Origin of the sequence: Vibrio sp. A1-1, assembly GCF_021728175.1 — a bacterium.
Taxonomy (GTDB): Bacteria; Pseudomonadota; Gammaproteobacteria; order Enterobacterales; family Vibrionaceae; genus Vibrio; species Vibrio diabolicus.
Window position 1 is genome coordinate 1 of the sequence record NZ_JAKKCL010000027.1, and the last position, 22,570, is coordinate 22,570.

The 22,570-nt window shown below is 45.6% G+C and carries 17 protein-coding genes; 7 read left to right on the forward strand and 10 right to left on the reverse strand.

Going from position 1 to position 22,570, the window contains the following annotated elements; translation table 11 throughout:
- Positions 1-649 precede the first annotated feature (649 nt).
- Positions 650-2,785: a lysine decarboxylase CadA gene (locus L3V30_RS22910; protein WP_005451159.1), complete on the reverse strand. Its 2,136-nt coding sequence runs from the start codon at positions 2,783-2,785 to the stop codon at positions 650-652.
- Positions 2,786-2,901: 116 nt separating this feature from the next.
- On the reverse strand, positions 2,902-4,245 hold the full coding sequence (gene cadB / locus L3V30_RS22915; RefSeq protein WP_237309983.1) for a cadaverine/lysine antiporter: 1,344 nt from the start codon (positions 4,243-4,245) through the stop codon (positions 2,902-2,904).
- Positions 4,246-4,633: 388 nt separating this feature from the next.
- On the opposite strand from cadB, the gene L3V30_RS22920 reads away from it, so the two are divergent.
- Positions 4,634-4,927 carry a hypothetical protein gene (locus tag L3V30_RS22920; protein ID WP_237309984.1) on the forward strand — a complete coding sequence of 98 codons (294 nt, stop codon included), beginning with the start codon at positions 4,634-4,636 and terminating at the stop codon, positions 4,925-4,927.
- 28 nt (positions 4,928-4,955) lie between these two features.
- Here the strand turns inward: L3V30_RS22920 and cadC are convergent, their stop codons facing one another.
- On the reverse strand, positions 4,956-6,524 hold the full coding sequence (gene cadC / locus L3V30_RS22925; protein WP_237309985.1) for a lysine decarboxylation/transport transcriptional activator CadC: 1,569 nt from the start codon (positions 6,522-6,524) through the stop codon (positions 4,956-4,958).
- Positions 6,525-6,687: 163 nt separating this feature from the next.
- A complete protein-coding gene (gene zntR, locus L3V30_RS22930; RefSeq protein WP_005397290.1) occupies positions 6,688-7,086 on the reverse strand; it encodes a Zn(2+)-responsive transcriptional regulator in 399 nt (132 codons plus the stop codon).
- Between the two features lie 265 nt (positions 7,087-7,351).
- Here zntR and purH point away from each other — a divergent pair, with 265 nt between their 5' ends.
- Both purH and purD read left to right on the forward strand, forming a co-directional pair.
- Entirely contained in the window at positions 7,352-8,944 is a 1,593-nt protein-coding gene (gene purH / locus L3V30_RS22935) for a bifunctional phosphoribosylaminoimidazolecarboxamide formyltransferase/IMP cyclohydrolase (RefSeq protein WP_237309986.1), read from the forward strand.
- Between the two features lie 194 nt (positions 8,945-9,138).
- A complete protein-coding gene (gene purD, locus L3V30_RS22940; RefSeq protein ID WP_012841313.1) occupies positions 9,139-10,428 on the forward strand; it encodes a phosphoribosylamine--glycine ligase in 1,290 nt (429 codons plus the stop codon).
- A gap of 82 nt (positions 10,429-10,510) precedes the next feature.
- Here purD and L3V30_RS22945 read toward each other — a convergent pair whose 3' ends face one another.
- Complete coding sequence (locus L3V30_RS22945; protein WP_171058463.1) at positions 10,511-11,209, reverse strand: DUF1481 domain-containing protein; 699 nt, start codon at positions 11,207-11,209, stop codon at positions 10,511-10,513.
- Positions 11,210-11,248: 39 nt separating this feature from the next.
- Complete coding sequence (gene hupA, locus L3V30_RS22950; RefSeq protein ID WP_005382524.1) at positions 11,249-11,521, reverse strand: nucleoid-associated protein HU-alpha; 273 nt, start codon at positions 11,519-11,521, stop codon at positions 11,249-11,251.
- Positions 11,522-11,774: 253 nt separating this feature from the next.
- Here hupA and L3V30_RS22955 point away from each other — a divergent pair, with 253 nt between their 5' ends.
- Positions 11,775-12,908 carry a hemolysin family protein gene (locus L3V30_RS22955; RefSeq protein WP_065644986.1) on the forward strand — a complete coding sequence of 378 codons (1,134 nt, stop codon included), beginning with the start codon at positions 11,775-11,777 and terminating at the stop codon, positions 12,906-12,908.
- 79 nt (positions 12,909-12,987) lie between these two features.
- Here the strand turns inward: L3V30_RS22955 and L3V30_RS22960 are convergent, their stop codons facing one another.
- Positions 12,988-13,575, reverse strand: coding sequence for a DUF416 family protein (locus tag L3V30_RS22960; RefSeq protein ID WP_065644987.1), 588 nt, complete (start codon positions 13,573-13,575; stop codon positions 12,988-12,990).
- Between the two features lie 66 nt (positions 13,576-13,641).
- Here L3V30_RS22960 and L3V30_RS22965 point away from each other — a divergent pair, with 66 nt between their 5' ends.
- Positions 13,642-14,565 carry a D-2-hydroxyacid dehydrogenase gene (locus L3V30_RS22965; protein WP_237309987.1) on the forward strand — a complete coding sequence of 308 codons (924 nt, stop codon included), beginning with the start codon at positions 13,642-13,644 and terminating at the stop codon, positions 14,563-14,565.
- 2 nt (positions 14,566-14,567) lie between these two features.
- On the forward strand, positions 14,568-15,140 hold the full coding sequence (locus L3V30_RS22970) for a uracil-DNA glycosylase family protein (RefSeq protein WP_065644989.1): 573 nt from the start codon (positions 14,568-14,570) through the stop codon (positions 15,138-15,140).
- A 239-nt stretch (positions 15,141-15,379) separates the two neighbouring features.
- On the opposite strand, the gene hemE is transcribed toward L3V30_RS22970, so the two are convergent.
- Together hemE and nudC are read right to left on the reverse strand one after the other, a co-directional pair.
- Positions 15,380-16,447, reverse strand: a complete 1,068-nt coding sequence (gene hemE / locus L3V30_RS22975) for a uroporphyrinogen decarboxylase (protein WP_006743188.1) — start codon at positions 16,445-16,447, stop codon at positions 15,380-15,382.
- Between the two features lie 247 nt (positions 16,448-16,694).
- Positions 16,695-17,492 carry an NAD(+) diphosphatase gene (gene nudC, locus L3V30_RS22980; RefSeq protein WP_104969906.1) on the reverse strand — a complete coding sequence of 266 codons (798 nt, stop codon included), beginning with the start codon at positions 17,490-17,492 and terminating at the stop codon, positions 16,695-16,697.
- Between the two features lie 177 nt (positions 17,493-17,669).
- On the opposite strand from nudC, the gene L3V30_RS22985 reads away from it, so the two are divergent.
- A complete protein-coding gene (locus tag L3V30_RS22985) occupies positions 17,670-18,161 on the forward strand; it encodes an Rsd/AlgQ family anti-sigma factor (protein WP_031780615.1) in 492 nt (163 codons plus the stop codon).
- 187 nt (positions 18,162-18,348) lie between these two features.
- Here L3V30_RS22985 and rpoC read toward each other — a convergent pair whose 3' ends face one another.
- A complete protein-coding gene (gene rpoC, locus L3V30_RS22990) occupies positions 18,349-22,551 on the reverse strand; it encodes a DNA-directed RNA polymerase subunit beta' (protein WP_005397277.1) in 4,203 nt (1,400 codons plus the stop codon).
- Positions 22,552-22,570 lie beyond the last annotated feature (19 nt).

The following is a 22,570-nucleotide window of genomic DNA, read 5'->3' on the forward strand; positions in this document are numbered from 1 at the left end:
TTATATTTTTAAAGAGCTTTTCTAACTTATCCAGCAACTTAGTTGCTCGTCGTTAGGGGTGCGCATCTTACTCCGCACCGTGAGAGAGTCAAGCATTTTTTCAAATTTCTTTTTCTCTCATTTCCGACTCGCTGTGTGACTTTCGTCTCACTCCGTGTCGGTGGATGCGCAGTATAGGGAGTTGAGAAATTAGTACAAGCGTTTTTTGCAAAAAAACTTTCAACCGAACAAATAGCAATCACTTTGTGTGTATACCAAGCGATCTTGGCTATTTTCTCTCATTTAAAAGGATCTTTCCTCAAGAAAAAGGGCGTTTCTACCTGAATTACGATCTTCAAATTTGATGTAATTGAAGCAAATGATATTCGCTCAACGCGCTTTTTCTTTTCTGCCTGCTGTATAAAAGATAAAAAAGAGCAGAACGATAACGAACTGCTCTTTGGTCTTTGCTTTTTACTTGGGGTACTTCAGGTGAAGTCTTGGAAATTGCTTCTTCTATATAGAAGAAAAGATCAGAGCATCCTTGCCCTTCTCTTTTACGACAGATTAGCTAGGGGTATATCTAAATGTCGTGGTTGTTCGATGACGCATTGAGCTCGTAAGAGTGGAGCATGCTTGCATTCCCAATAGCGTCATCTTCGAGAGGAACTTAGTTCTTCAATACTTTTACGGTGTAGCTACCATCTTTTTGTTGGTATAGACCGTGGATGTCGGTTTCGAAACCTGGGTAATGCGCACCGATCTCACAAAGCATCTCTAGGAAGTCCAGCACAGGGCGAGACTCTTGAGTCACCATTTCACCAGGAAGTACTAGTGGCACACCTGGAGGGTAAGGAAGGATCATGTTCGCACTTACGCGACCAACCATTTCTTCCAGTTTGATTTCTTCTACGTTACCGCGAAGCTCTTCTTGCCATGCTGCGTGTGGTGTTACTTTCATTTCTGGAAGAACATCGAACGCTTTGTACATTAGCTCTGGTAGGTTGTATTTCTTAGTTAGGTCATGAATTGCTTGTGCTAGTTCTTGAACGCGCATGCCTTCATAAAAGCTTGGATCTTCGTTGTATAGCGAAGGTAGGAAGCTCTTGATGGTTAGGTTCAAGTCGTAGCCACGTTTAAATTCAGTTAGACCGCGTAGCAATTGCATTGCTTTTGATTTGTCGATACCGATTGAGAATAGGAACAACAAGTTGTATGGACCTGTTTTCTCTACCACGATGCCGCGCTCGTCTAGGAATTTAGCCACCAGCGAAGCAGGAATACCTGATTCTTCTAGTTCGCCTTCTTTATTCATCCCTGGAGTCAGTAGCGTTACTTTGATTGGGTCAAGATACATGTGGTTATCATCCATGTTCTTGAAGCCGTGCCATGTGTCGCTAGGGTCTAGTTTCCAACATTCTGTGGTATCGATGTTTTCTGGTTGCCATACATCGAAGAACCAGCTGTCGCTTTCTGCTTCTAGACGTTTGATCTCTTTACGGAAGCGGATTGCGCGATCGATAGAGTCTTGCATCAACTTCTTACCAGTGTTGCCGCGCATCATTGCCGCTGCAGTTTCAGTAGAAGCAACAATGCCGTACTGAGGTGAAGTTGAAGTGTGCATCATGAATGCTTCGTTGAAAGATTCTTTATCAAAGTCGCCTTTCACGTGAATCATTGAAGCTTGTGAGAACGCTGCCAACAGTTTGTGTGTTGATTGTGTTTCGTAGAACACTTTGCCTGGCATCGCTTCACCACTCATACCACATTTACCTTCGTAAATTGGGTTGAAGTTAGTGTAAGGCACCCAAGCACTGTCGAAGTGGATGTGTTTACAATCTAGCGACTCTTTGATGAATTGTGTGTTGTACAGCAAGCCATCGTAAGTTGAGTTAGTCACTACTGCGTAAGTTGGTGCTGTTGCACCTGGTGTTTTCGCCACTTTCTCTGCGATTACATCGCGGCTGAATTCGCTTTGTGGGATACCACCAAGGATGCCGTATGCGTTACGAGTTGGGCGGAAGTAGATTGGTGTCACGTCGCTCATCATCATTAGGTGAGTCAGAGACTTGTGACAGTTACGGTCAATCAGTACTGTGCTGCCTGCTGGCGCTGAGTACATACCAACGATTTTATTCGATGTAGACGTACCGTTAGTTACGATGTACGAGCTGTCTGCATTGAAGGTACGTGCGATGTATTCTTCTGCATCTTTATGTGGACCTGAGTGGTCTAGTAGAGAACCTAGTTCAGGCATTGAAATTGATACGTCCGCTTTGAATGTGTTTGGACCGTAAAAATCGTAGAAGATGCTACCAGCAGGGCTTTTCTGGAATGCAGTACCGCCCATGTGACCTGGAGTACAGAAGGTGTATTTGCCTTCTTCTACGTATTTGAATAGCGCTTTAGTGAATGGAGGCATGATGGCATCTTTGTATGCCTCTGTCGCTTGGTTGATTTTGATAGCGATGTCGTCAGCCATACCTAAAGCGTACTCGAAGAAGCTCACGTTTAGACGTAGGTCTGTTAGTGAAATGTCTAGAGTAGACTGTTCGTTAGCAAATGCGTGAACAGGCAGTTTTTCGTTGATTTGGCTGATACGTTCACATAGCTCTAGTGAGTATTTATCCCAGTCGAACAGCACACCGCAAATGCGTGGGTTCATCTCAATCATTTTGATCAAGTCTTTATCATCTACTGGGTAAACCACTTCGTAGCCCGCTTTCTCAAGAGCAGCGTGAAGTTGACGAACTGGCTCTTCTTTAAAGAACACACCCATGTGGTTCAAGATAGCGAATATATTCATTTGGACATCTCCAAGGTGAATGAGGGCGCTCTTTGCCATTTACTGGCAATGAGTAAGGTGAGCGCCGCGTGAATTTGGGTTTATGGGCTGGCACCGTAGTGCCAGCGTTTTGGGGATTAGTTGCTTGCTTGGGCAGGCATGTCGTCAGCGTGCATTTTCACGTACTGAGCAAGACCTGCTTTTTTGCTGTAGAACATCAAGATAACTAGAGAAACGATGAAGGTTGCTGTTAGCGTACCGCCCTCTGCACCTGCTAGTGCGATGAAGCAGAACAGACAAGCCACACCAGAGAACAGCATTACGAAGCCGTTACGTGTTGTCATACCTTCGAAGCGAATCAAGTTAATGCTTGAGTAGAAGTAAGGCAGCATAGTTAGTAGAACTGCGTCAGTCGTTAGCTGGTTGAACAGGTCTGATGCGTGTGCTGTTTTAGAGCTGAAGAACATCAGTACAACCATTAATGCTGTCATCTTGATTGACGCAAGGATTAGACCTTTCTTAGGCACACCGTTTTTGTCAGTTTCGGCGTAGATTTTAGGGAAGTTGCCATCGCTTGCTGCACGTTTACCAGCCTCGCCCACCAGCATCATCCAAGAACCTAGCGAAGTGAAACATGCTAGTGCTGTGAATGCTGATACGAATGGTGCAGTCCAGCTACCGAATAGCTCAGTGGTTGCCAATGCAAATGGCGCACCTGATGCCGCAACTTCAGAAGCAGGGAACATGCCGCTGATCATTTGAGTTGATAGGATATAAATCACACCTGCGATACCAGTACCCAGCATGGTTGCTAGCGGTACAGTACGTTTAGGGTTTTCTACCATACCTGTCGATACTGCTGCTGATTCCACACCAACGAATGACCATAGACAGATAAGAACCGCAGTCACAATCGCATGGCTATCCGTACCCGCAGATACGTTCCAGTTTTGGCTGTATAGCGCAGTGTCGAAGTGCGTCCAACCAAACGCCGCTGTACCAACAACAGGAATGAGGATTAGAACAAGACCAAGCGTACATAGACGGCTTACCCAGCTACCACCAAGTAGGTTAACGAAAGTGAAGATCCATACCGATGCAATCGTCGCAATACCTGCTGGGATTGGGTCATTAAGCACGGGGAAGAATACTGAAAGGTAAGAAACACCTGTAATAGCAATAGCTAGGTTACCAATCCAGTTCGCGTGGTAATAAAGCACGCCCGTTTGGAAACCAAAGACAGGTGAAACTTCGCCCGCATAAGCGATAGGACCACCTTCTTGAGGGTTTTTGGTTGCCAGACGAGCGTAAACAAACGCAAGGCTCAGTGCACCGATCAAACAGATCAGCCAGCTGAAAATTGAAACAGAGCCTACTGAAGCTAGGCTAGAAGGTAACAGTGCAATACCACTACCCATCATGTTACCGGCGACTACACCCGTACAGGCAATTAGGCCGATTTTTTTCGTATTCGATGACATAACATCTCCAAATCTATTCTACTCAAGTCTACGTGACTCAAACTGAACGGTTATTAGCGAGATGCTATGAAGTAGATACCTGCTCGACCTCGCTAAATTTCGAAGTGAAGACTACGCCCAAAAACTGGGAAAAAAATAAACTTGGCGTTATCAATAAAATGATTAGTTCATCAACATCAAGTTGAGATAAACATGATGAACACAAAAACATAAAACTATATTATTCATATATTTATAAGAAAAACATCAAACCTTCTACCGATAGATAAACTCTCATCAACTCGTTGGTAATCGCGGCAAAAGTTATCAACCTCTATCAACTTCCCCGCCCCGAAGGGTTGATTCCCTGAACCTGTTGATTTCATAAACCTCTCCCTGATCGCGCTTTTTGACCCACATCAATATTCATCTCGCCTGCAAGAAAGCATCAGAATCATTCTCGCCAAATAACCCAGCCAGACACTCCATACAATCAATAGAGATAGAGATAGAGATAGAGATAGAGATAGAGATAGAGATAGAGATAGAGATAGAGATAGAGATAGAGATAGAGAAGAAAACCGGATATGTCTTCCCGTTGCAAGCTTGCGTTACTGGCTCCTTCGTAAGTCATTACCCCACCGCCCACCCTTTTCACTTTTCGACAGCTACAAAAAAGCCCCTCACCGAAATGAGGGGCTAGTATTAAACTGACGTAGAGTACGAGAGAATTAAAGCATTCGAACGACAGAAGGGTGAACAGCGCGATACATGGCGTAATCAATCGCCTTCATGTTACTTGGGAAGACCAAGTTTTCGCACAGCAGGTACGTCTCAACCGACGTATCAATATAGAAAGCTTCGCTGTAAGACTCACTGGCCAAACCCAGATCACCATCCAATTCAGCGTGTTTACCACGAATCACATAAGAAAGCACCGAATCACGTAACCTCAAAGCCTGCCCAAGATGCTGCTTGGCTGAAGCCATGTCACCAATAATGGTTTCGTGCAGGGCTAAAGCTTCATAAATTCGCGGTTGAATTGGCCCAACCATCATTTTTACGTTAGTTTCTAGTGCGTCACTCAACTGCTGCACTCGCCCTTTCTTCAACTCCTGTGAAAAATCGAGCACCTTCTGCACGTGGTAAGCAATTAATAACTCTGCCTGAACGTAAGCGTTATCTGGCTCAATTTCTAAAATGTTTTCCATCAAGTTGACGCCTTGGCGAAACTGCTTGGCATCCGAGACATTGAGATAATGGTTAGCTTGAACAAACAGCTCCAAAGCATCTGGGTTAATTGGCATTCCCGCCACCAGCATCGTGGATTTCAGCTTGGCATCCGGTACTTTCAGGACTTGCATCAAGTCTAACGACGCTTGTTGAAGCACTGTCTTTAAATGGCTGCTGGTTAACGCGTATTGACGACTAAACAACACCTTTTCAGATGAGTTATTGCGATATTCCACCTCTAAAAAGCTACCACCATCATTTTCACGAACCCGCACCACAACCGATTTGCCCGGCACAATACCCGAGGTAAACGACGCCTTCTTTAGCATGACTCGGTAATCGCTCACTTGAGCAATGTCGGACATCAACTTTTGGGCAAACCCGTCTGCCAAGTCGTAGCTTAACCCTTCGCTCGTGAAGTTATCTTGAAACTTGAATTCGATAAGGTGAGTATCGATGGCTTGAGTAATACGCACTTCCGATTGCTTGTAGGTAAACACGCCCATCACCACAACCAAGACACTGATCCAGATGAAGTTCATGATCCCCAGGCGCCACGGACTGATTTTATTTTTTTTCTGAGGGGCCTTTTTCTCTTTAGACATCTCACAGACCGCGCGAGTCAAAGGGCCAGCAGGAAAGGTGACGGCAGGTGCGATAGGTAGAGTATCTTCTTCTGATTCTTCAACAATAGGAGGAAGAGTTTCTGAATCACAATGACGACTTGCGAGGAATTCCTCGAGTGTCATTGGGGTCACATTCGCCACCAGCTTGTAACCACGTTTCGGCACTGTAATGACGTAGCTGGTATTTTCTTCCCGACCGTCCCGCAGTAATTTACGCAACTCAAAAATGGACTGAGTCACCACTTGATCGGTCACAATCGCCCCTGCCCAAACGTATTGGATCAATTCCTCACGATTGAACACCTCATTCGCATGCTCCGCTAGGAAATGCAGAAGATTAATTAAGCGTGGCTCAACAGTAACTTCCCTATCTTGTCGATACAGCTTATTTTCATCAACGCTTAAAACCCAGTCATTGATTTGAAAATAGACTCCAACCATGTATGAAAACTCTCGTATCTACAGACAGCGCTACGGCAGGAATCAAACAATGGTCAATTCCTACAGGTAACTAAAGGCGAGATTATAGGTGGGAAAACGGCGTGCACCTAGAAAAGCAAGCCGCCAAAAATGCAAACTTAAGTTAAGTGATGCAGAAATGAGACTACTCAAGTGCTGCAAGGATAGAACAATGAGTAGCATCATCGTCCGTATGACCACAGCAAGCATCATTAATCTTCTTCAAAGCTCGGCGAATTTTCGTTAGCTCGTTAATTTTTCCATCAATCAGCTCTAACTTAGCAGAAGTAATAGCTTTAACCTCTGCACAGCTGTGTTCTGTTGCTTCTAGTTTGATTTCTAGTAGCTCTTTAATCTCATCCAAGCTCAGGCCCAGCTCTTTACCTTTAAGGATGAAGTGTACCTGCTTTTGATTCTCTTCATTATAGAGACGATAACCTGATTCACTTCGACCTGCGGGCTTTATCAGCGCGTTTTTCTCATAAAAACGCAGCGTATCTGCCGTCACACCACAACGTTTTGCCAGTTCACCTATCTGAAACATAACTTTCCCTATTAACTATCTCGTTACTTTTAAAGCTAAAGAACCTCTTTTTCACAATTATTTTTGAGATGCCAAACGATTGCGCGAGCTTTTTTGTAATAAATTGGTTAGAATACGCGCCATCAAATGTGGAGACTGTTTTCTAACCAGAAAACATCCGACAAAGGTCTTTACCAAAACTGGCCAATATTTTACCCCAAGAGGTAAAAACAAGTTCATTTTTGGCAAACATCTTTAACTCCGTGAATTTGAGGAAAATGGAAGCATGAATAACGCTCGTCCTATTCGCCGTGCGCTTATCAGCGTATCAGACAAAACAGGTATTGTTGAGTTTGCACAAGCTCTTGCTGAGCGCGGTGTCGATATCCTATCTACTGGTGGTACAGCACGCCTACTTGCCGAACAAGGCATCGCAGTAACAGAAGTCTCTGACTACACAGGTTTCCCAGAAATGATGGACGGCCGCGTTAAAACGCTTCACCCGAAAGTTCACGGTGGTGTGCTTGGTCGTCGTGGTCAAGATGACGACGTGATGGCAAAACATGGCATCAATCCAATCGACATGGTCGTTGTTAACCTATACCCATTCGCAGAAACCGTTGCAAAAGAAGGCTGTACACTAGCTGACGCGGTTGAAAACATCGATATCGGCGGCCCAACGATGGTTCGCTCTGCAGCGAAAAATCACAAAGACGTGACTATCGTTGTGAACGCTCATGATTACGATCGCGTTATCGCTGAAATGGACGCGAACGAGAAATCTCTAACACTAGAGACTCGTTTCGACCTTGCTATCGCAGCATTCGAGCACACTGCTGCTTACGATGGCATGATCGCAAACTACTTCGGCACTATGGTTCCATCTTACGGTGAGAACAAAGAAGGTGATGAAGAGTCTAAATTCCCACGTACTTTCAACCAGCAATTCGAGAAAAAACAAGACATGCGCTACGGTGAGAACAGCCACCAAGCAGCCGCATTCTACGTTGAAGCAAACCCACAAGAAGCATCTGTTTCTACTGCTCGCCAAATCCAAGGTAAAGCCCTCTCTTACAACAACATTGCAGACACTGATGCAGCACTTGAGTGTGTGAAAGAGTTCAACGAGCCTGCATGTGTGATCGTAAAACACGCGAACCCATGTGGCGTTGCGCTAGGTAAAGACATTCTAGAAGCGTACAACCGCGCTTACCAAACTGACCCAACATCTGCATTCGGCGGTATCATTGCATTCAACCAAGAGCTAGACGCAGCAACAGCAACCGCTATTGTTGAGCGTCAATTCGTTGAAGTGATCATCGCACCTTCTGTTTCTGCTGAAGCGATTGAAGTGGTTGCAGCGAAGAAGAACGTGCGTCTACTTGAGTGTGGCGAATGGACAACTAAGACAACTGGCTTTGACGTGAAACGCGTGAATGGCGGTCTACTGGTTCAAGACCGTGACCAAGGCATGGTAAGCCTAGACGATCTAAAAGTGGTTTCTAAGCGCCAGCCAACAGAAGAAGAGCTGAAAGATGCACTGTTTTGCTGGAAAGTAGCGAAATACGTGAAATCTAACGCGATCGTTTACTCGAAAGGAGACATGACTATCGGTGTAGGCGCAGGCCAAATGAGCCGCGTTTACTCCGCGAAAATCGCAGGCATCAAAGCTGCAGACGAAGGTCTACAGGTTGAAGGTTGTGTAATGGCATCAGATGCATTCTTCCCATTCCGTGACGGTATCGACGCGGCTGCAGAAGCGGGCATTAAGTGCGTAATTCAGCCAGGTGGCTCAATGCGTGACGACGAAGTTATCGCTGCAGCAGACGAACACGGCATGGCGATGATCTTTACCGGTATGCGTCACTTCCGCCACTAATCCTCTCGTCTTCACTGGGACGATAACTGCGTTGACGGCGTTCACTTATCCTAATCACATAGCATACTATGCTCATAGGAATAAGTTCACTTGTCGCCTTGTCCTCGTCCCATTGAATTAGAGAGGCCATACTCAGGTCTTTGCGAAATATCTGAGTTTGAGCAAACGGTATTTATAAGATTAAGGATTTTCATATGCGAGTTTTAATCATTGGTTCAGGCGGTCGTGAACATGCGCTAGGCTGGAAAGCAGCGCAAAACCCAAATGTTGAGACTATTTTCATTGCTCCAGGCAACGCAGGTACAGCACTAGAGCCAAAACTAGAGAACGTAAACATCGATGTAGAAGACATCGCTGGCCTTGTTGCTTTCGCCAAAGAGAAGGCGATTGAACTGACTATCGTTGGCCCAGAAGCACCATTGGTTATTGGTGTGGTGGATGCGTTCCGCGAAGCGGGCTTACCAATCTTTGGCCCTACACAAGCCGCAGCGCAGCTTGAAGGCTCTAAAGCGTTTACTAAAGACTTCCTTGCTCGTCACCAAATCCCAACCGGTGCTTACGCAAACTTCACAGAAATTGAACCAGCGCTTGCTTACGTGCGTGAGCAAGGTGCGCCGATTGTGGTGAAAGCCGACGGCCTTGCGGCTGGTAAAGGCGTGATTGTGGCAATGACGCTAGAAGAAGCCGAAGACGCAATCAAAGACATGCTAGCAGGCAACGCATTTGGTGACGCAGGCAGCCGCGTGGTTATCGAAGAGTTCCTCGATGGTGAAGAAGCAAGCTTCATCGTGATGGTGGATGGTGAGAACGTTCTGCCAATGGCCACCAGCCAAGATCACAAACGCGTAGGTGACAAAGATACAGGTCCTAACACTGGTGGCATGGGCGCGTACTCGCCAGCTCCTGTGGTCACACCAGAAATTCACAACCGCATCATGGAAGAAGTCATTTACCCAACGGTACGTGGCATGGCTTCTGAAGGTAACCCATACACAGGTTTCCTATACGCGGGTCTGATGATCGACAAAGATGGCACTCCGAAAGTGATCGAGTACAACTGCCGCTTCGGTGATCCAGAGACACAACCAATCATGATGCGTATGGAATCGGATCTGGTTGATCTTTGCTTGGCTGCGATTGACCAAAAACTGGATCAAGTGGAATCAAAATGGGATCCACGTGCGTCGATTGGTATCGTACTCGCAGCCGGTGGTTACCCAGCAGCGTACAACAAAGGCGATGTGATCTCTGGTCTGCCTCAAGTTGAAATTGAAGGCGAGAAAGTCTTCCACGCGGGTACAGAAAATAAAGATGGCAACATCGTAACAAACGGCGGTCGTGTTCTTTGTGCAACCGCACTTGGCAATAGCGTATCAGAAGCGCAGCAACGCGCTTACGAGCTTGCAAAACAGATCAGTTGGGACGGCATGTTCCATCGCAGTGACATCGGCTACCGTGCGATTGCACGTGAGCAAGAAAAATAAAAACAACTTAAGTTGGCTAAAAAACAAAAGGCGCATTCAGCGCCTTTTTTATTACTCTGTCAGTTAGTAAGTCTCACCAAGCTTACTCAGCGAGTAATGCTGGTCGTGGTACACAATCAAAGTCATCATCATTGAGCATCAACAGTTCATCAACCGTTGCTTTAGTTCGTGACTGCTTGCCGACAAAAGCCACGTAACTGTCTACAGATGAGAGACGCTCGATAATAAATTTTGGCAACGTCTGATTAAACTCGAGTGTCGAGAACGCTCTACCTTTGCAGGTTTCAAACGATTGGCCATTCCAATAACCTTGAATGAGGCTCTGACTGTTACGAGACTGCGCCTTAACCGACGCCACTACATCATTCGCTTCTGTCTTGTAACGTTCTAATTGTTCATGCTGAAGTGGTAAGACTTTACGATTCACGCGATATTGTTGGTAAACCGCTTCGCCATCTTTATTAAAACGGATGTGGATTTGAAAAGGCACCAACTCTTGCTTGGTATCAGCTTGCTCACCTTTTCGAATCAACTCTCGAAGCTCACCTTCATCCCAACGGTAGTCACTTTGAAACCAGCCATTATCCCCCATCGTTACGTAGTCCGCAGCCGTACTCACGCGAGTGAGTTTCTCGGTCATCCAGTACAAGCTACTTGCGTCTCCAGCAACTTTGCCGCCAGAGAAGTGAGTGAATTGTTCTAAATTAGGAGTTTCAACCGACGAACAGCCAAAAAGGGTAAAGCTAGATAAGAGAAGTGAAGCGAGTAGATGTTTTTTCATGAAGTTGCACCGAGGCAGGATACCTCGGTGCATTCTAACTTAGTTTACTGATTCTTTCAGCGCTTTACCTGCTACGAATGCAGGTACGTTAGCTGCTGCGATTTGAATCTCGTCACCAGTCTTAGGGTTACGACCAGTACGTGCAGCGCGGTGGTTTACTTTGAATGTACCAAAACCAATTAGTTGAACTTGGTCACCCTCTTTAAGTGCACCAGTTACACCATCAAGAGTCGCTTCAAGAGCAGCTTTTGCTTGTGCTTTTGATAGGTCTGCTTTCTCTGCGATAAAGTCGATTAATTGGGTCTTGTTCATTAGGTTTCCCTTCTCATAGGTTATCGAATTCGTCTCACTCTAAAACATAAATGCCCCATCTGGCAAAGGTTTGTAAGCGATCTTTCGATTTTCTGACGTACTTTTAGCCATAATATGAGTAATAACTCACAATTTGTTACCACATACCCCCTGAAAACCCTTGCTTTCCAAGGTATTTGGACCAATTTATAAGGCACTTTTGCGGTTATAATAGCTGCAAATAACCACTATCAAACTACATTCAAGGGCAACTATGCTGCTGTTATCCATTTATATCTCTATTGCAATCGGCATTTCGTTTATCTGTTCGGTGCTGGAGGCGGTACTGCTGAGTATCAGTCCGAGCTACATTGCGCAGCTCAATCAACAGGGGCATCCCGCAGCTGGGCAACTGGCTAAGCTAAAATCAGATATCGACCGACCATTGGCATCCATTCTGACTCTAAACACCATCGCTCATACCATCGGCGCGGCCACTGCTGGTGCACAAGCTGCGGTTGTATTTGGTAGCGAAGCGTTAGGTATCTTTTCGGCAGTGCTCACACTGGCGATCTTGGTGCTTTCAGAAATCGTACCGAAAACAATTGGCGCAACTTATTGGCGTCAATTGGCGCCAACCGCGGCAGTCGCATTACGCTGGATGGTATGGGCGTTAACGCCATTCGTATGGTTTTCAGAGCAAATCACCAAGCGTCTTGCTCGTAACCACGAAGCTCCGAAAATGCGTGATGAACTGTCTGCAATGGCGATTCTGGCACGTGAAAGCGGTGAATTTGCCGAGGGTGAATCAAAAATATTAAGCAACTTGCTTGGCATCCAAGATGTACCTGTAACGCAGGTTATGACGCCACGTCCTGTGGTATTCCGTATCGATGCCACGATGACCATCAATGAGTTCCTAGAAAAACACAAGGATACGCCTTTCTCACGCCCATTGGTTTATAGCGAGCAGAAAGACAACATCATTGGTTTTGTGCACCGCCTTGAGTTGTTCAAACTCCAACAATCAGGTTGTGGACAGAAACAACTGGGAGCAATCATGCGCCCGATTCAAGTGGTGCTAAACAACACGACTTTACCGAAAGTGTTTGACCAAATGATGACTCATCGCCTACAGCTAGCCCTTGTCGTTGACGAATACGGTACTGTGCAAGGCTTGGTGACGTTGGAGGATATTTTTGAACACCTCGTGGGTGAAGAAATCATCGATGAAGCGGATAAAAGTACCGACATGCAAGAGCTGGCTTACCAACGTTGGGAAAGTTGGAAAGAGATGCACGGCGTAATCGAAAGCCGCGATGACGATGAAGAAGAGGAAGAACTGGAGAAGCATCACAAGGAGCCAGAAACTCAAGAAGCGACAAAACCAGACTCTAAAGAATCGTAATCAGCATTGGGCATAACCGCTCAAACGCCGCAAACAAAAAGGCATCCATTTGGGATGCCTTTTTCTATCTACTCAACGATTAAAGTGCGATGCCGATGTTGCTCACGCCTTCTTCACGTAACTCTTCACGTAAATCTTTAATCAAGCTGATGTCACGCTCTACCGCTTCACGTAGTGGACGGAAAATAGCCCACTGCACGTCCCATTCTTCACATACGGCTTCATTTTCTTTCTGATTGTCGTTGGTGATTGGCTCTTCACCTTGCGCTTGCTCTAGATCAGCAACGGTTTGTACCGACTGTTGGCTCACTTTAAGCATTGAATCGAAAAGGTAGTCGCGATCCAATAGGCCATGCAGTAACGTAGACAAACCCTGACACGCGTCCATCGCTGGGTAAACCCCGTAAAAATCGAACTCATCCGCACTTGGGAACAACTCTTCTAACTTCTCTAATTGACGTTCGAAGTTAATTTTCGCGTTCTTAACTGTCAAAATTTCCCATACACTATCAAGAATCGCTCGGTACGCACGCGGGTCAGCAAATTCTGTGTTCTCACAAAACATCGCATAGTTTGGATACATGCGTTCACATAGACACGCCATAAAGGTAATTTGTTGCCAAGGTTCTAGTTTTTCTAAACGAACCTGAAGAGGATTCTTAAGCATAGTCACTCAATCATTGAAGAAAAAAACAGCGAAAGTGTACTTGATTCATCACAGGGAAAAAAGTTAATGCCGCATTCAAATCAGATTTTCCTGCTCTCAGAGCATCGTGACACCTACGAAACGTTATTGACGGAGAGAAAGCTACCAGATCTGAGCATCACTGATAAGCCAGAGGAAGCTCAAATAGTTCTTGCTGATCCGCCATTACTATCCAATAGATTAGACGAGTTTTCACAGCTTGGGTGGGTGCAATCCACGTTTGCCGGCGTCAATGCACTAATGCTACCTAACCTTCGTCAGGACTACACCCTGACCAATGTTCGAGGCATTTTTGGCCCTCTGATTGCCGAATATGTGCTGGGTTACAGTATTGCCCATTACCGCCACTTTGCCCGGTACCACCAGCAACAACAAAACAAACGATGGCAGCCTCATCTCTATACATCATTACAAAGTAAAACCATGGTGATTCTCGGTACTGGTAGCATTGGGTGTTATTTGGGCAATGCCGCTAAAGCAATGGGAATAAAAACCATCGGTATGAACCGCACAGGTATTCCCACCTCAGGTGGTGAATTTCATCAGACCTTTCATATCAGTGAACTAAGTAAGGCATTTGAACAAGCCGACATTGTTGTGAATACCCTACCAAGTACACCGGAGACGCAACAGTTACTCAATCGTCAAACACTCAGCCAACTAAGTCAGGCGTTATTGTTTAACGTAGGTCGTGGCGACGTACTGGATGAGGCAGGGTTGCTCTTCGCTCTGAAAAACCGTTGGGTAGAACACGCCTTCTTAGATGTGTTTGAGCAAGAACCGTTATCGGTAGAACATCCGTTTTGGAAACTACCGCAAGTCACCATCACTCCACACATTGCTGCGCTGAGTTTTCCCGAGCAAGTCATCGAGATTTTTACTGACAACTATCTACGCTGGCGCGATGGGTTTTCATTAAATTATCAAGTGGATTTCGAAAAGGGTTACTAAGAATGTCGTTAGACGAGCTATTGCAGCAAGTGAGGGCCTGTCAGATTTGCGCGGATAATTTACCTTTGGGTGCAAACCCTGTCGTACAAGCCGCAAAAGACGCACGCATCCTAATCATCGGTCAGGCCCCAGGCACACGTGTACACAAAACCTCGATACCTTGGAATGACCCAAGTGGTGATCGATTACGCCAATGGCTCGATATCGACAAAGACGTTTTCTACGACCCAAATAAAATTGCCATTGTCCCAATGGGATTCTGTTATCCAGGCAAAGGGAACTCTGGTGATTTACCGCCTCGTAAAGAATGTGCGCCCACTTGGCATAAAAAGATTCTTGAGCAGCTGCCCAATATAGAGCTCACTCTACTAATTGGTCAGTACTCGCAGCAGTACTACCTGGCCAATAAGCCCAAAACACTCACGCAAACTGTTCAGCGATGGCAGGATTGGGAACCTGATTTTATCCCACTCCCTCACCCATCTCCACGCAATACATTGTGGTTAAAGAAGAATCCTTGGTTTGAATCTGAAGTCGTGCCATACCTTAAAAAACGCGTTCACTCGATGCTTTAGGTTACCCATGATCTAATTGCTTTTTTATCTGTACAAGAAAATGAGCACAAAAACACAAACCGCTAAGCTGTTGTTTATAATAAGATTAAACAATAAGCGTACAGACTAAATAGTAATTAGATCATAGCAGGCCAAATACTACTAGAGCTGTACAGCCTTGAGTCTCAGATAGAAAAACTGAATTTTAGGTAAAAAAATACCGGCACTGAATGCCGGCATTTGATTTCAAAACATCTAACTTACTTGTGGTATGGCTTAGATAACTCGTGTACCGCTTCCACAAATACGCCCGCATTTTCTGGCGGTACATCCAAGTGGATACCGTGACCTAGGTTGAACACATGACCAGTCCCCGTATCACCAAATCCTTCTAGGATATCCGCTACTTCTTCACGGATGCGCTCTGGCGAAGCGTAAAGCATTGATGGGTCCATGTTACCTTGCAGCGCCACCTTATCACCAATACGTGCTTTCGCGTCTGCAATGTTGATTGTCCAGTCTAGACCAACAGCATCACAGCCCGTTGCTGCGATTTGCTCAAGCCACATACCGCCATTCTTAGTAAACAGTGTGACTGGCACGCGACGACCATCGTTTTCACGAATCAGACCATCAACGATCTTGTGCATGTATTGCAGTGAGAACAGATTGTAATCACGAGGCGTTAGTACGCCACCCCATGTGTCAAATACCATTACCGATTGCGCACCCGCTTTAATTTGCGCGTTTAAGTACTCGATAACGCTATCTGCCAGCTTATCTAGAAGTAGGTGCAGAGTTTGTGGTTCCGCGTACATCATCTTCTTGATCTTGGTAAACGCTTTAGAGCTACCACCTTCGATCATGTACGTCGCAAGAGTCCAAGGGCTACCAGAAAAACCAATCAGCGGCACTTCACCCTTCAGGTCTTTACGGATCTGGCGTACTGCGTTCATTACGTATTGCAGTTCACCTTCAGGATCTGGCAAACCAATTTTTTCCACGTCGGCTTTACATGTAATTGGGTTATCAAAAACAGGTCCTTCACCCGCAGCGAAACGTAAACCAAGCCCCATTGCATCTGGAATCGTTAAGATGTCCGAGAATAAGATCGCGGCATCAAGAGGAAAACGGCGTAATGGTTGAAGTGTCACTTCGGATGCTAATTCTGCATTTCGACACAAAGACATGAAATCACCCGCTTCTGCACGAGTCGCTTTGTATTCTGGTAGGTAACGACCTGCCTGGCGCATCATCCATACTGGCGTGTAATCTACCGGCTCTTTTAAAAGCGCACGCAGATAACGATCATTTTTTAATTCAGTCATTCCGTAATTCCAACTGTTAGGCTTTCTGTGAAAGGGGGTATTCTATCACTGATTTAAGTCCAATAGCTGTGTGCTTTGCAACCTGGATCAAGTTATTAACTTTTAAATCAATGCTTAATTTGCACCCAATCGGTATCAGTGTTAAAAATTTGTTCGCTAGCGAAAACTACAATTATAAACTGAGTACCCAGTACTCAGCATCTCATAACGACATCTTACTTACCCCCTCCCTCTCGGAGGGTTTTTTTTATCTATTTATCAGATAATTAGAATCAATATCTTGTAGCGTTTGTTCGATAAGCGCTCTTGCAATCGTTCCTTTAGGCGCAACAGGCGGCATCTCGTCAATACCAAACCATTGTGCATCAGACAGCTCAGTGTAGTCTGGAATTAACTCTCCCGATTCATAGTCAGCTAAAAACCCCATCATCATACTCGATGGGAAAGCCCAAGGCTGGCTGCCAAAGTAACGAATATTTTTAACGAGAATTCCTGTTTCTTCATGAATTTCTCGAGCCACACACTCTTCTAATGTCTCACCAACTTCTAAGAAGCCGGCAATAACGGTATACATACCATTTCGATGCCTTGGATGTTGAGCCAATAAGATCTGATTCTCTTTACGCACAGCAACGATAATACATGGAAATATTCGAGGATAATGGAGAGTACGGCATTCGCCACACTGCATAGCTAACTGGTTATTATTAAGAAAGTTTCTTCCACCGCACTGTGGGCAAAAACGCAGACTTTGCGTCATGTGCCCATACTGGACCGCTTTACTTAACAACATAAATAATGGCTCAGGAAAATGCAGGCAGTCGCGTAGTGAGACTAATGGTAGATCATGCTCCAGATCAGACAAATTAAGCCACATGACGGGCGAACCTGAATACTCACCAATGGTCCTTGCACTCACTTCAGGCAGTGATAACTGCTCTGCAGACCCGAAAGGCACAGCACCATCCACCAGCCAAATTTCACTTCCTGCAACAACACACCAGTATGCATTTATCGCGCGGTTAACATCACCTTTTCTTAACATTACACCATCCCTTTGCTTGAAGTTCGTTCATTTTACTGGCAATGTAATTTCATACTAGAGTTTGTCGTTAAGTAAATTTGCACTCTAAATTCTAGTAAGGACAAGAGTTTGTAATAACTTTACTAACTTTGCTTTGCAAAGGATACGTTCGCCAACAGGCGATCAGATCATGAGGGCATGGTCATGCTAAAAAAATTCAAACAAACACAAGACCAGTGGGGTGGCTCAAGTGATGTCATTGATCACTGGTTAGAGACAAGACAATCCCTGATTGTTGAATATTGTAAGCTTGCAGCACTGCAACCTTGTTCGAAAACCAATGTTATTGAACTCCCATCTCCTTCCGAATTGCAGGATTTCTGTCAGCATCTCGTTGATTACATCTCCGAGGGCCATTTTAAAATCTATGACATGGTTATGGATCGCTGGAAAGCGACTGGCTTTGTCGTGACCAATGAGATCAATCAAACTTATGGCCAAATAGTCCTGACAACTGAACCACTATTGAACTTTAACGATAAGTACTCAGAAGTTACTGAAGATGATGAATTAGATGATTTCGATTCTGATATGTGTCTCATTGGCGAAATTCTTGAGACTCGATTTGAAGTCGAGGACTATCTGATACAGCAGATCGCAGAAAGTCTGTCTATGCCCCCAGGGGCTTAGTGTTTGCGAATATTCAGAGACTGAAGGATAGAAAAGACTGACGATCATCGTCGGTCTTTTTTGTTTCTAGCCTTATCACTATTACCTTCTCTAAGAACCCTCTCGAAGAAAAAGGCAGGATAAAAACTAAAAAGGCACCCGAAGGTGCCTTTTTTCTTAAGCTTCTAACGATTACTCGTTAAATGGCTTACTCTTCAGAAGAGAAACCAGCGTTTAGAAGTGCCGCTAGGTTGTCCGTTGCTTGCTCAGCAGAAGGACCATCTTGCGCTTCAGAACGTTTAGCTTGACGCTCTTGGTGGTATGCGAAACCAGTACCAGCTGGGATCAGACGACCAACAATTACGTTCTCTTTCAGACCACGTAGGTCATCACGCTTACCAGAAACCGCTGCTTCTGTTAGTACGCGAGTTGTCTCCTGGAACGATGCCGCAGAGATGAACGACTCAGTCGCTAGAGATGCTTTAGTGATACCTAGTAGTTCACGTTCGAAACGTGCAGGCTCTTTGCCTTCAGCTTCTAGGTTACGGTTAGCAATCTTAACTTGTGAGTACTCAATCTGCTCACCAGGTAGGAACTCAGAGTCACCAGAGTGAGTAATAGTACACTTACGTAGCATCTGACGAACGATAGTTTCAATGTGCTTATCGTTAATCTTAACGCCTTGTAGACGGTAGACTTCCTGTACTTCGTTAGCAATGTACTGCGTTACCGCGTGTACGCCACGTAGACGTAGGATGTCGTGTGGAGACTCTGGACCATCTGCGATCACGTCACCACGTTCAACTTTTTCACCTTCGAATACGTTCAACTGACGATGCTTAGGAATCATCTCTTCGTAAGCTTCACCGCTTTCACGTGTGATCACTAAGCGACGTTTACCTTTGGTCTCTTTACCGAAGCTCACAGTACCTGTGTGCTCAGCAAGGATTGCAGGCTCTTTCGGCTTACGTGCTTCAAATAGGTCAGCAACTCGTGGAAGACCACCGGTGATATCTTTGTTACCGCCAGACTTCTGAGGAATACGTGCTAGTGTCGCACCAACACCTACTGCTGCGCCATCTTCGATGTTTACAATCGCTTTACCAGGTAGGAAGTAGTGAGCTGGCATATCAGTACCAGGGATCATTACATCGTTACCTTGCTCGTCAACAAGTTTGATAGCTGGACGCATATCTTTACCTGCTGAAGGGCGAGCTGCTGGGTCAGTTACTTCGCTTGAAGATAGACCAGTTAGGTCATCAGTTTGGCGAGATACTGTTACGCCGTCGATCATATCTACGAACTGGATGCGACCTGCTACCTCAGTAATGATAGGTAGTGTGTGCGCTTCCCAGTTTGCAACTGTTTCGCCAGCTTGAACTGTATCGCCATCGCCTTTGCTTAGTAGCGTACCGTAAGGCAGTTTGTGTTTCTCTTTCGTACGACCAAACTCATCAATAATAGTTAGCTCTGTCGCACGAGAAGTGATAACGATCTTACCGTCATCTGCTAGTACAGATTTAGCGTTGTGTAGCTTGATAGAACCGTTGTTCTTAACTTGAACACTGTTCTCTGCCGCTGCTGTCGATGCCGCACCACCGATGTGGAACGTACGCATGGTAAGCTGTGTACCTGGTTCACCGATAGACTGAGCAGCGATAACACCTACTGCTTCACCTTGGTTCACTAGGTGGCCACGTGCTAGGTCACGACCGTAACACTGTGCACAACAACCGAAGTCAGAATCACACGTTACTACAGAGCGCACTTTCATGCTATCTACTGAGTTCTCTTCCATGATTTGACACCACTTCTCATCGATCAGGGTGTTACGTGGAATAAGAACGTCTTCAGTGCCAGGTTTTAGTACGTCTTCAGCAACAACACGACCAAGAGCAAGCTCAGAAAGTGCAACTTTAACATCACCACCCTCGATGTGAGGCATCATGTCGACACCTTCGTGAGTGCCACAGTCATGTTCAGTTACAACAACGTCTTGAGCAACGTCTACTAGACGACGAGTTAGGTAACCCGAGTTCGCTGTTTTCAGTGCCGTATCCGCAAGACCCTTACGAGCACCGTGCGTTGAGATAAAGTACTGAAGTACGTTTAGACCTTCTTTAAAGTTTGCTGTGATCGGCGTTTCGATGATTGAACCATCTGGACGCGCCATCAGACCACGCATACCCGCAAGCTGACGAATCTGTGCTGCAGAACCACGAGCGCCCGAGTCCGCCATCATGTAGATGCTGTTGAATGACTCTTGCTGTTCCTCTTCACCGTCACGGTTAACTACCGTTTCAGATGAAAGGTTTTCCATCATTGCTTTCGCAACACGGTCGTTGGTCGATGCCCAGATATCGATAACTTTGTTGTAGCGTTCGCCCGCAGTAACAAGACCTGATTGGTACTGTTCCTGGATTTCACGTACTTCTTCTTCCGCTTCTGCGATTTCAGTGTACTTAGCTGCTGGTACAACCATATCGTCGATACCAACAGATACACCAGAAAGTGCCGCGTATGCGAAACCTGTGTACATGATTTGGTCAGCGAAGATTACTGTGTCTTTCAGACCTAGTTTACGGTACGCCTCGTTAAGTAGGTTAGAGATTTGCTTCTTACCTAGCTTTTGGTTAACGATGCTGTACGGTAGACCAGCTGGCACGATTTGCCATAGCATTGCACGACCAACAGTGGTGTCTACCATCTTGGTTTCTGTAGTGCTGTTGCCGTCTTCGTCTACAACAGTTTCTGTAATACGTACTTTAACGCGTGCGTGAAGCTCAGCTTGTTTAGTGCGGTATGCTTTCTCAGCCTCTTCTGGGCCAGAAAGGTACATACCTTCACCTTTCACGTTGATCTTTTCACGAGTCATGTAGTACAGACCCAATACAACGTCCTGAGAAGGTACGATGATCGGATCACCTGACGCTGGCGACAGAATGTTGTTTGTCGACATCATCAGAGTACGAGCTTCAAGCTGTGCCTCTAGAGTTAGAGGTACGTGAACCGCCATTTGGTCACCATCGAAGTCCGCGTTGTACGCCGCACAAACAAGTGGGTGTAGCTGAATCGCTTTACCTTCGATCAGTACTGGTTCGAACGCCTGGATACCTAGACGGTGAAGTGTAGGTGCACGGTTCAATAGTACTGGGTGTTCACGGATTACTTCGTCTAGGATATCCCAAACGACCGCTTCTTCACGCTCTACCATCTTCTTAGCAGCTTTGATTGTGGTCGCAAGACCACGAGTCTCTAGCTTGCTGTAGATAAATGGTTTGAATAGCTCAAGTGCCATCTTCTTAGGAAGACCACACTGGTGTAGACGAAGGTATGGACCTACTGTGATTACAGAACGGCCAGAGTAGTCTACACGTTTACCTAGAAGGTTCTGACGGAAACGACCTTGTTTACCCTTGATCATATCAGCAAGAGATTTCAGAGGACGCTTGTTAGAACCTGTGATCGCACGACCACGACGACCGTTATCTAGTAGCGCATCAACAGACTCTTGCAGCATACGTTTTTCGTTACGTACGATGATGTCCGGAGCAGCGAGCTCTAGAAGACGCTTCAAACGGTTGTTACGGTTGATCACACGACGGTATAGATCGTTAAGATCAGAAGTCGCAAAGCGACCGCCATCTAGAGGTACTAGAGGACGTAGATCTGGCGGAAGTACTGGAAGTACAGTCAGGATCATCCACTCTGGGTTGTTACCCGATGCGATGAACGCTTCTACCAGCTTAAGACGCTTAGTTACTTTCTTACGCTTAGTTTCAGAGTTTGTTGTCTCTAACTCTTCACGCATTTGTTCTGCTTCAGCGTGCATATCCATAGAACCTAGTAGGTCCTTGATAGCTTCCGCACCCATCTTAGCAGTGAACTCGTCGCCCCACTCTTCTAGACGATCTAGATACTCTTCTTCAGTAAGCATCTGACCTTTTTCTAGATCAGTCATACCAGGCTCTGTTACTACGTACATTTCGAAGTACAGAACACGTTCGATATCACGTAGAGGGATATCCATCAGTAGACCGATACGAGACGGTAGCGATTTTAGGAACCAGATGTGAGCTACTGGTGAAGCCAGTTCAATGTGGCCCATACGGTCACGACGAACTTTAGTTTGTGTAACTTCTACACCACACTTCTCACAGATAACACCACGGTGCTTCAGGCGCTTGTACTTACCACAAAGACATTCGTAGTCTTTAACTGGACCAAAGATACGCGCACAGAACAGACCATCGCGTTCAGGTTTGAACGTACGATAGTTGATCGTTTCAGGTTTTTTAACTTCACCAAAAGACCATGAACGGATCATGTCTGGTGAAGATAGACCGATTTTGATTGCATCAAATTCTTCGGTCTTATGCTGTGCTTTTAGAAAGTTTAATAAGTCTTTCACAATCAGCTCCTGTAAGGAG

What these genes read in the sequence shown, in the direction of transcription:
- hemE (WP_006743188.1), bottom strand. Translation starts at nt 16,447, where the DNA reads ATGACTGAATTAAAAAATGATCGTTATCTGCGTGCGCTTTTAAAAGAG.
- purH (WP_237309986.1), top strand. Translation starts at nt 7,352, where the DNA reads ATGAATAACGCTCGTCCTATTCGCCGTGCGCTTATCAGCGTATCAGAC.
- cadC (WP_237309985.1), bottom strand. Translation starts at nt 6,524, where the DNA reads ATGGTTGGAGTCTATTTTCAAATCAATGACTGGGTTTTAAGCGTTGAT.
- nudC (WP_104969906.1), bottom strand. Translation starts at nt 17,492, where the DNA reads ATGTTAAGAAAAGGTGATGTTAACCGCGCGATAAATGCATACTGGTGT.
- cadB (WP_237309983.1), bottom strand. Translation starts at nt 4,245, where the DNA reads ATGTCATCGAATACGAAAAAAATCGGCCTAATTGCCTGTACGGGTGTA.
- purD (WP_012841313.1), top strand. Translation starts at nt 9,139, where the DNA reads ATGCGAGTTTTAATCATTGGTTCAGGCGGTCGTGAACATGCGCTAGGC.
- hupA (WP_005382524.1), bottom strand. Translation starts at nt 11,521, where the DNA reads ATGAACAAGACCCAATTAATCGACTTTATCGCAGAGAAAGCAGACCTA.
- L3V30_RS22955 (WP_065644986.1), top strand. Translation starts at nt 11,775, where the DNA reads ATGCTGCTGTTATCCATTTATATCTCTATTGCAATCGGCATTTCGTTT.
- L3V30_RS22960 (WP_065644987.1), bottom strand. Translation starts at nt 13,575, where the DNA reads ATGCTTAAGAATCCTCTTCAGGTTCGTTTAGAAAAACTAGAACCTTGG.
- L3V30_RS22985 (WP_031780615.1), top strand. Translation starts at nt 17,670, where the DNA reads ATGGTCATGCTAAAAAAATTCAAACAAACACAAGACCAGTGGGGTGGC.
- zntR (WP_005397290.1), bottom strand. Translation starts at nt 7,086, where the DNA reads ATGTTTCAGATAGGTGAACTGGCAAAACGTTGTGGTGTGACGGCAGAT.
- L3V30_RS22970 (WP_065644989.1), top strand. Translation starts at nt 14,568, where the DNA reads ATGTCGTTAGACGAGCTATTGCAGCAAGTGAGGGCCTGTCAGATTTGC.
- L3V30_RS22910 (WP_005451159.1), bottom strand. Translation starts at nt 2,785, where the DNA reads ATGAATATATTCGCTATCTTGAACCACATGGGTGTGTTCTTTAAAGAA.
- L3V30_RS22945 (WP_171058463.1), bottom strand. Translation starts at nt 11,209, where the DNA reads ATGAAAAAACATCTACTCGCTTCACTTCTCTTATCTAGCTTTACCCTT.
- L3V30_RS22965 (WP_237309987.1), top strand. Translation starts at nt 13,642, where the DNA reads ATGCCGCATTCAAATCAGATTTTCCTGCTCTCAGAGCATCGTGACACC.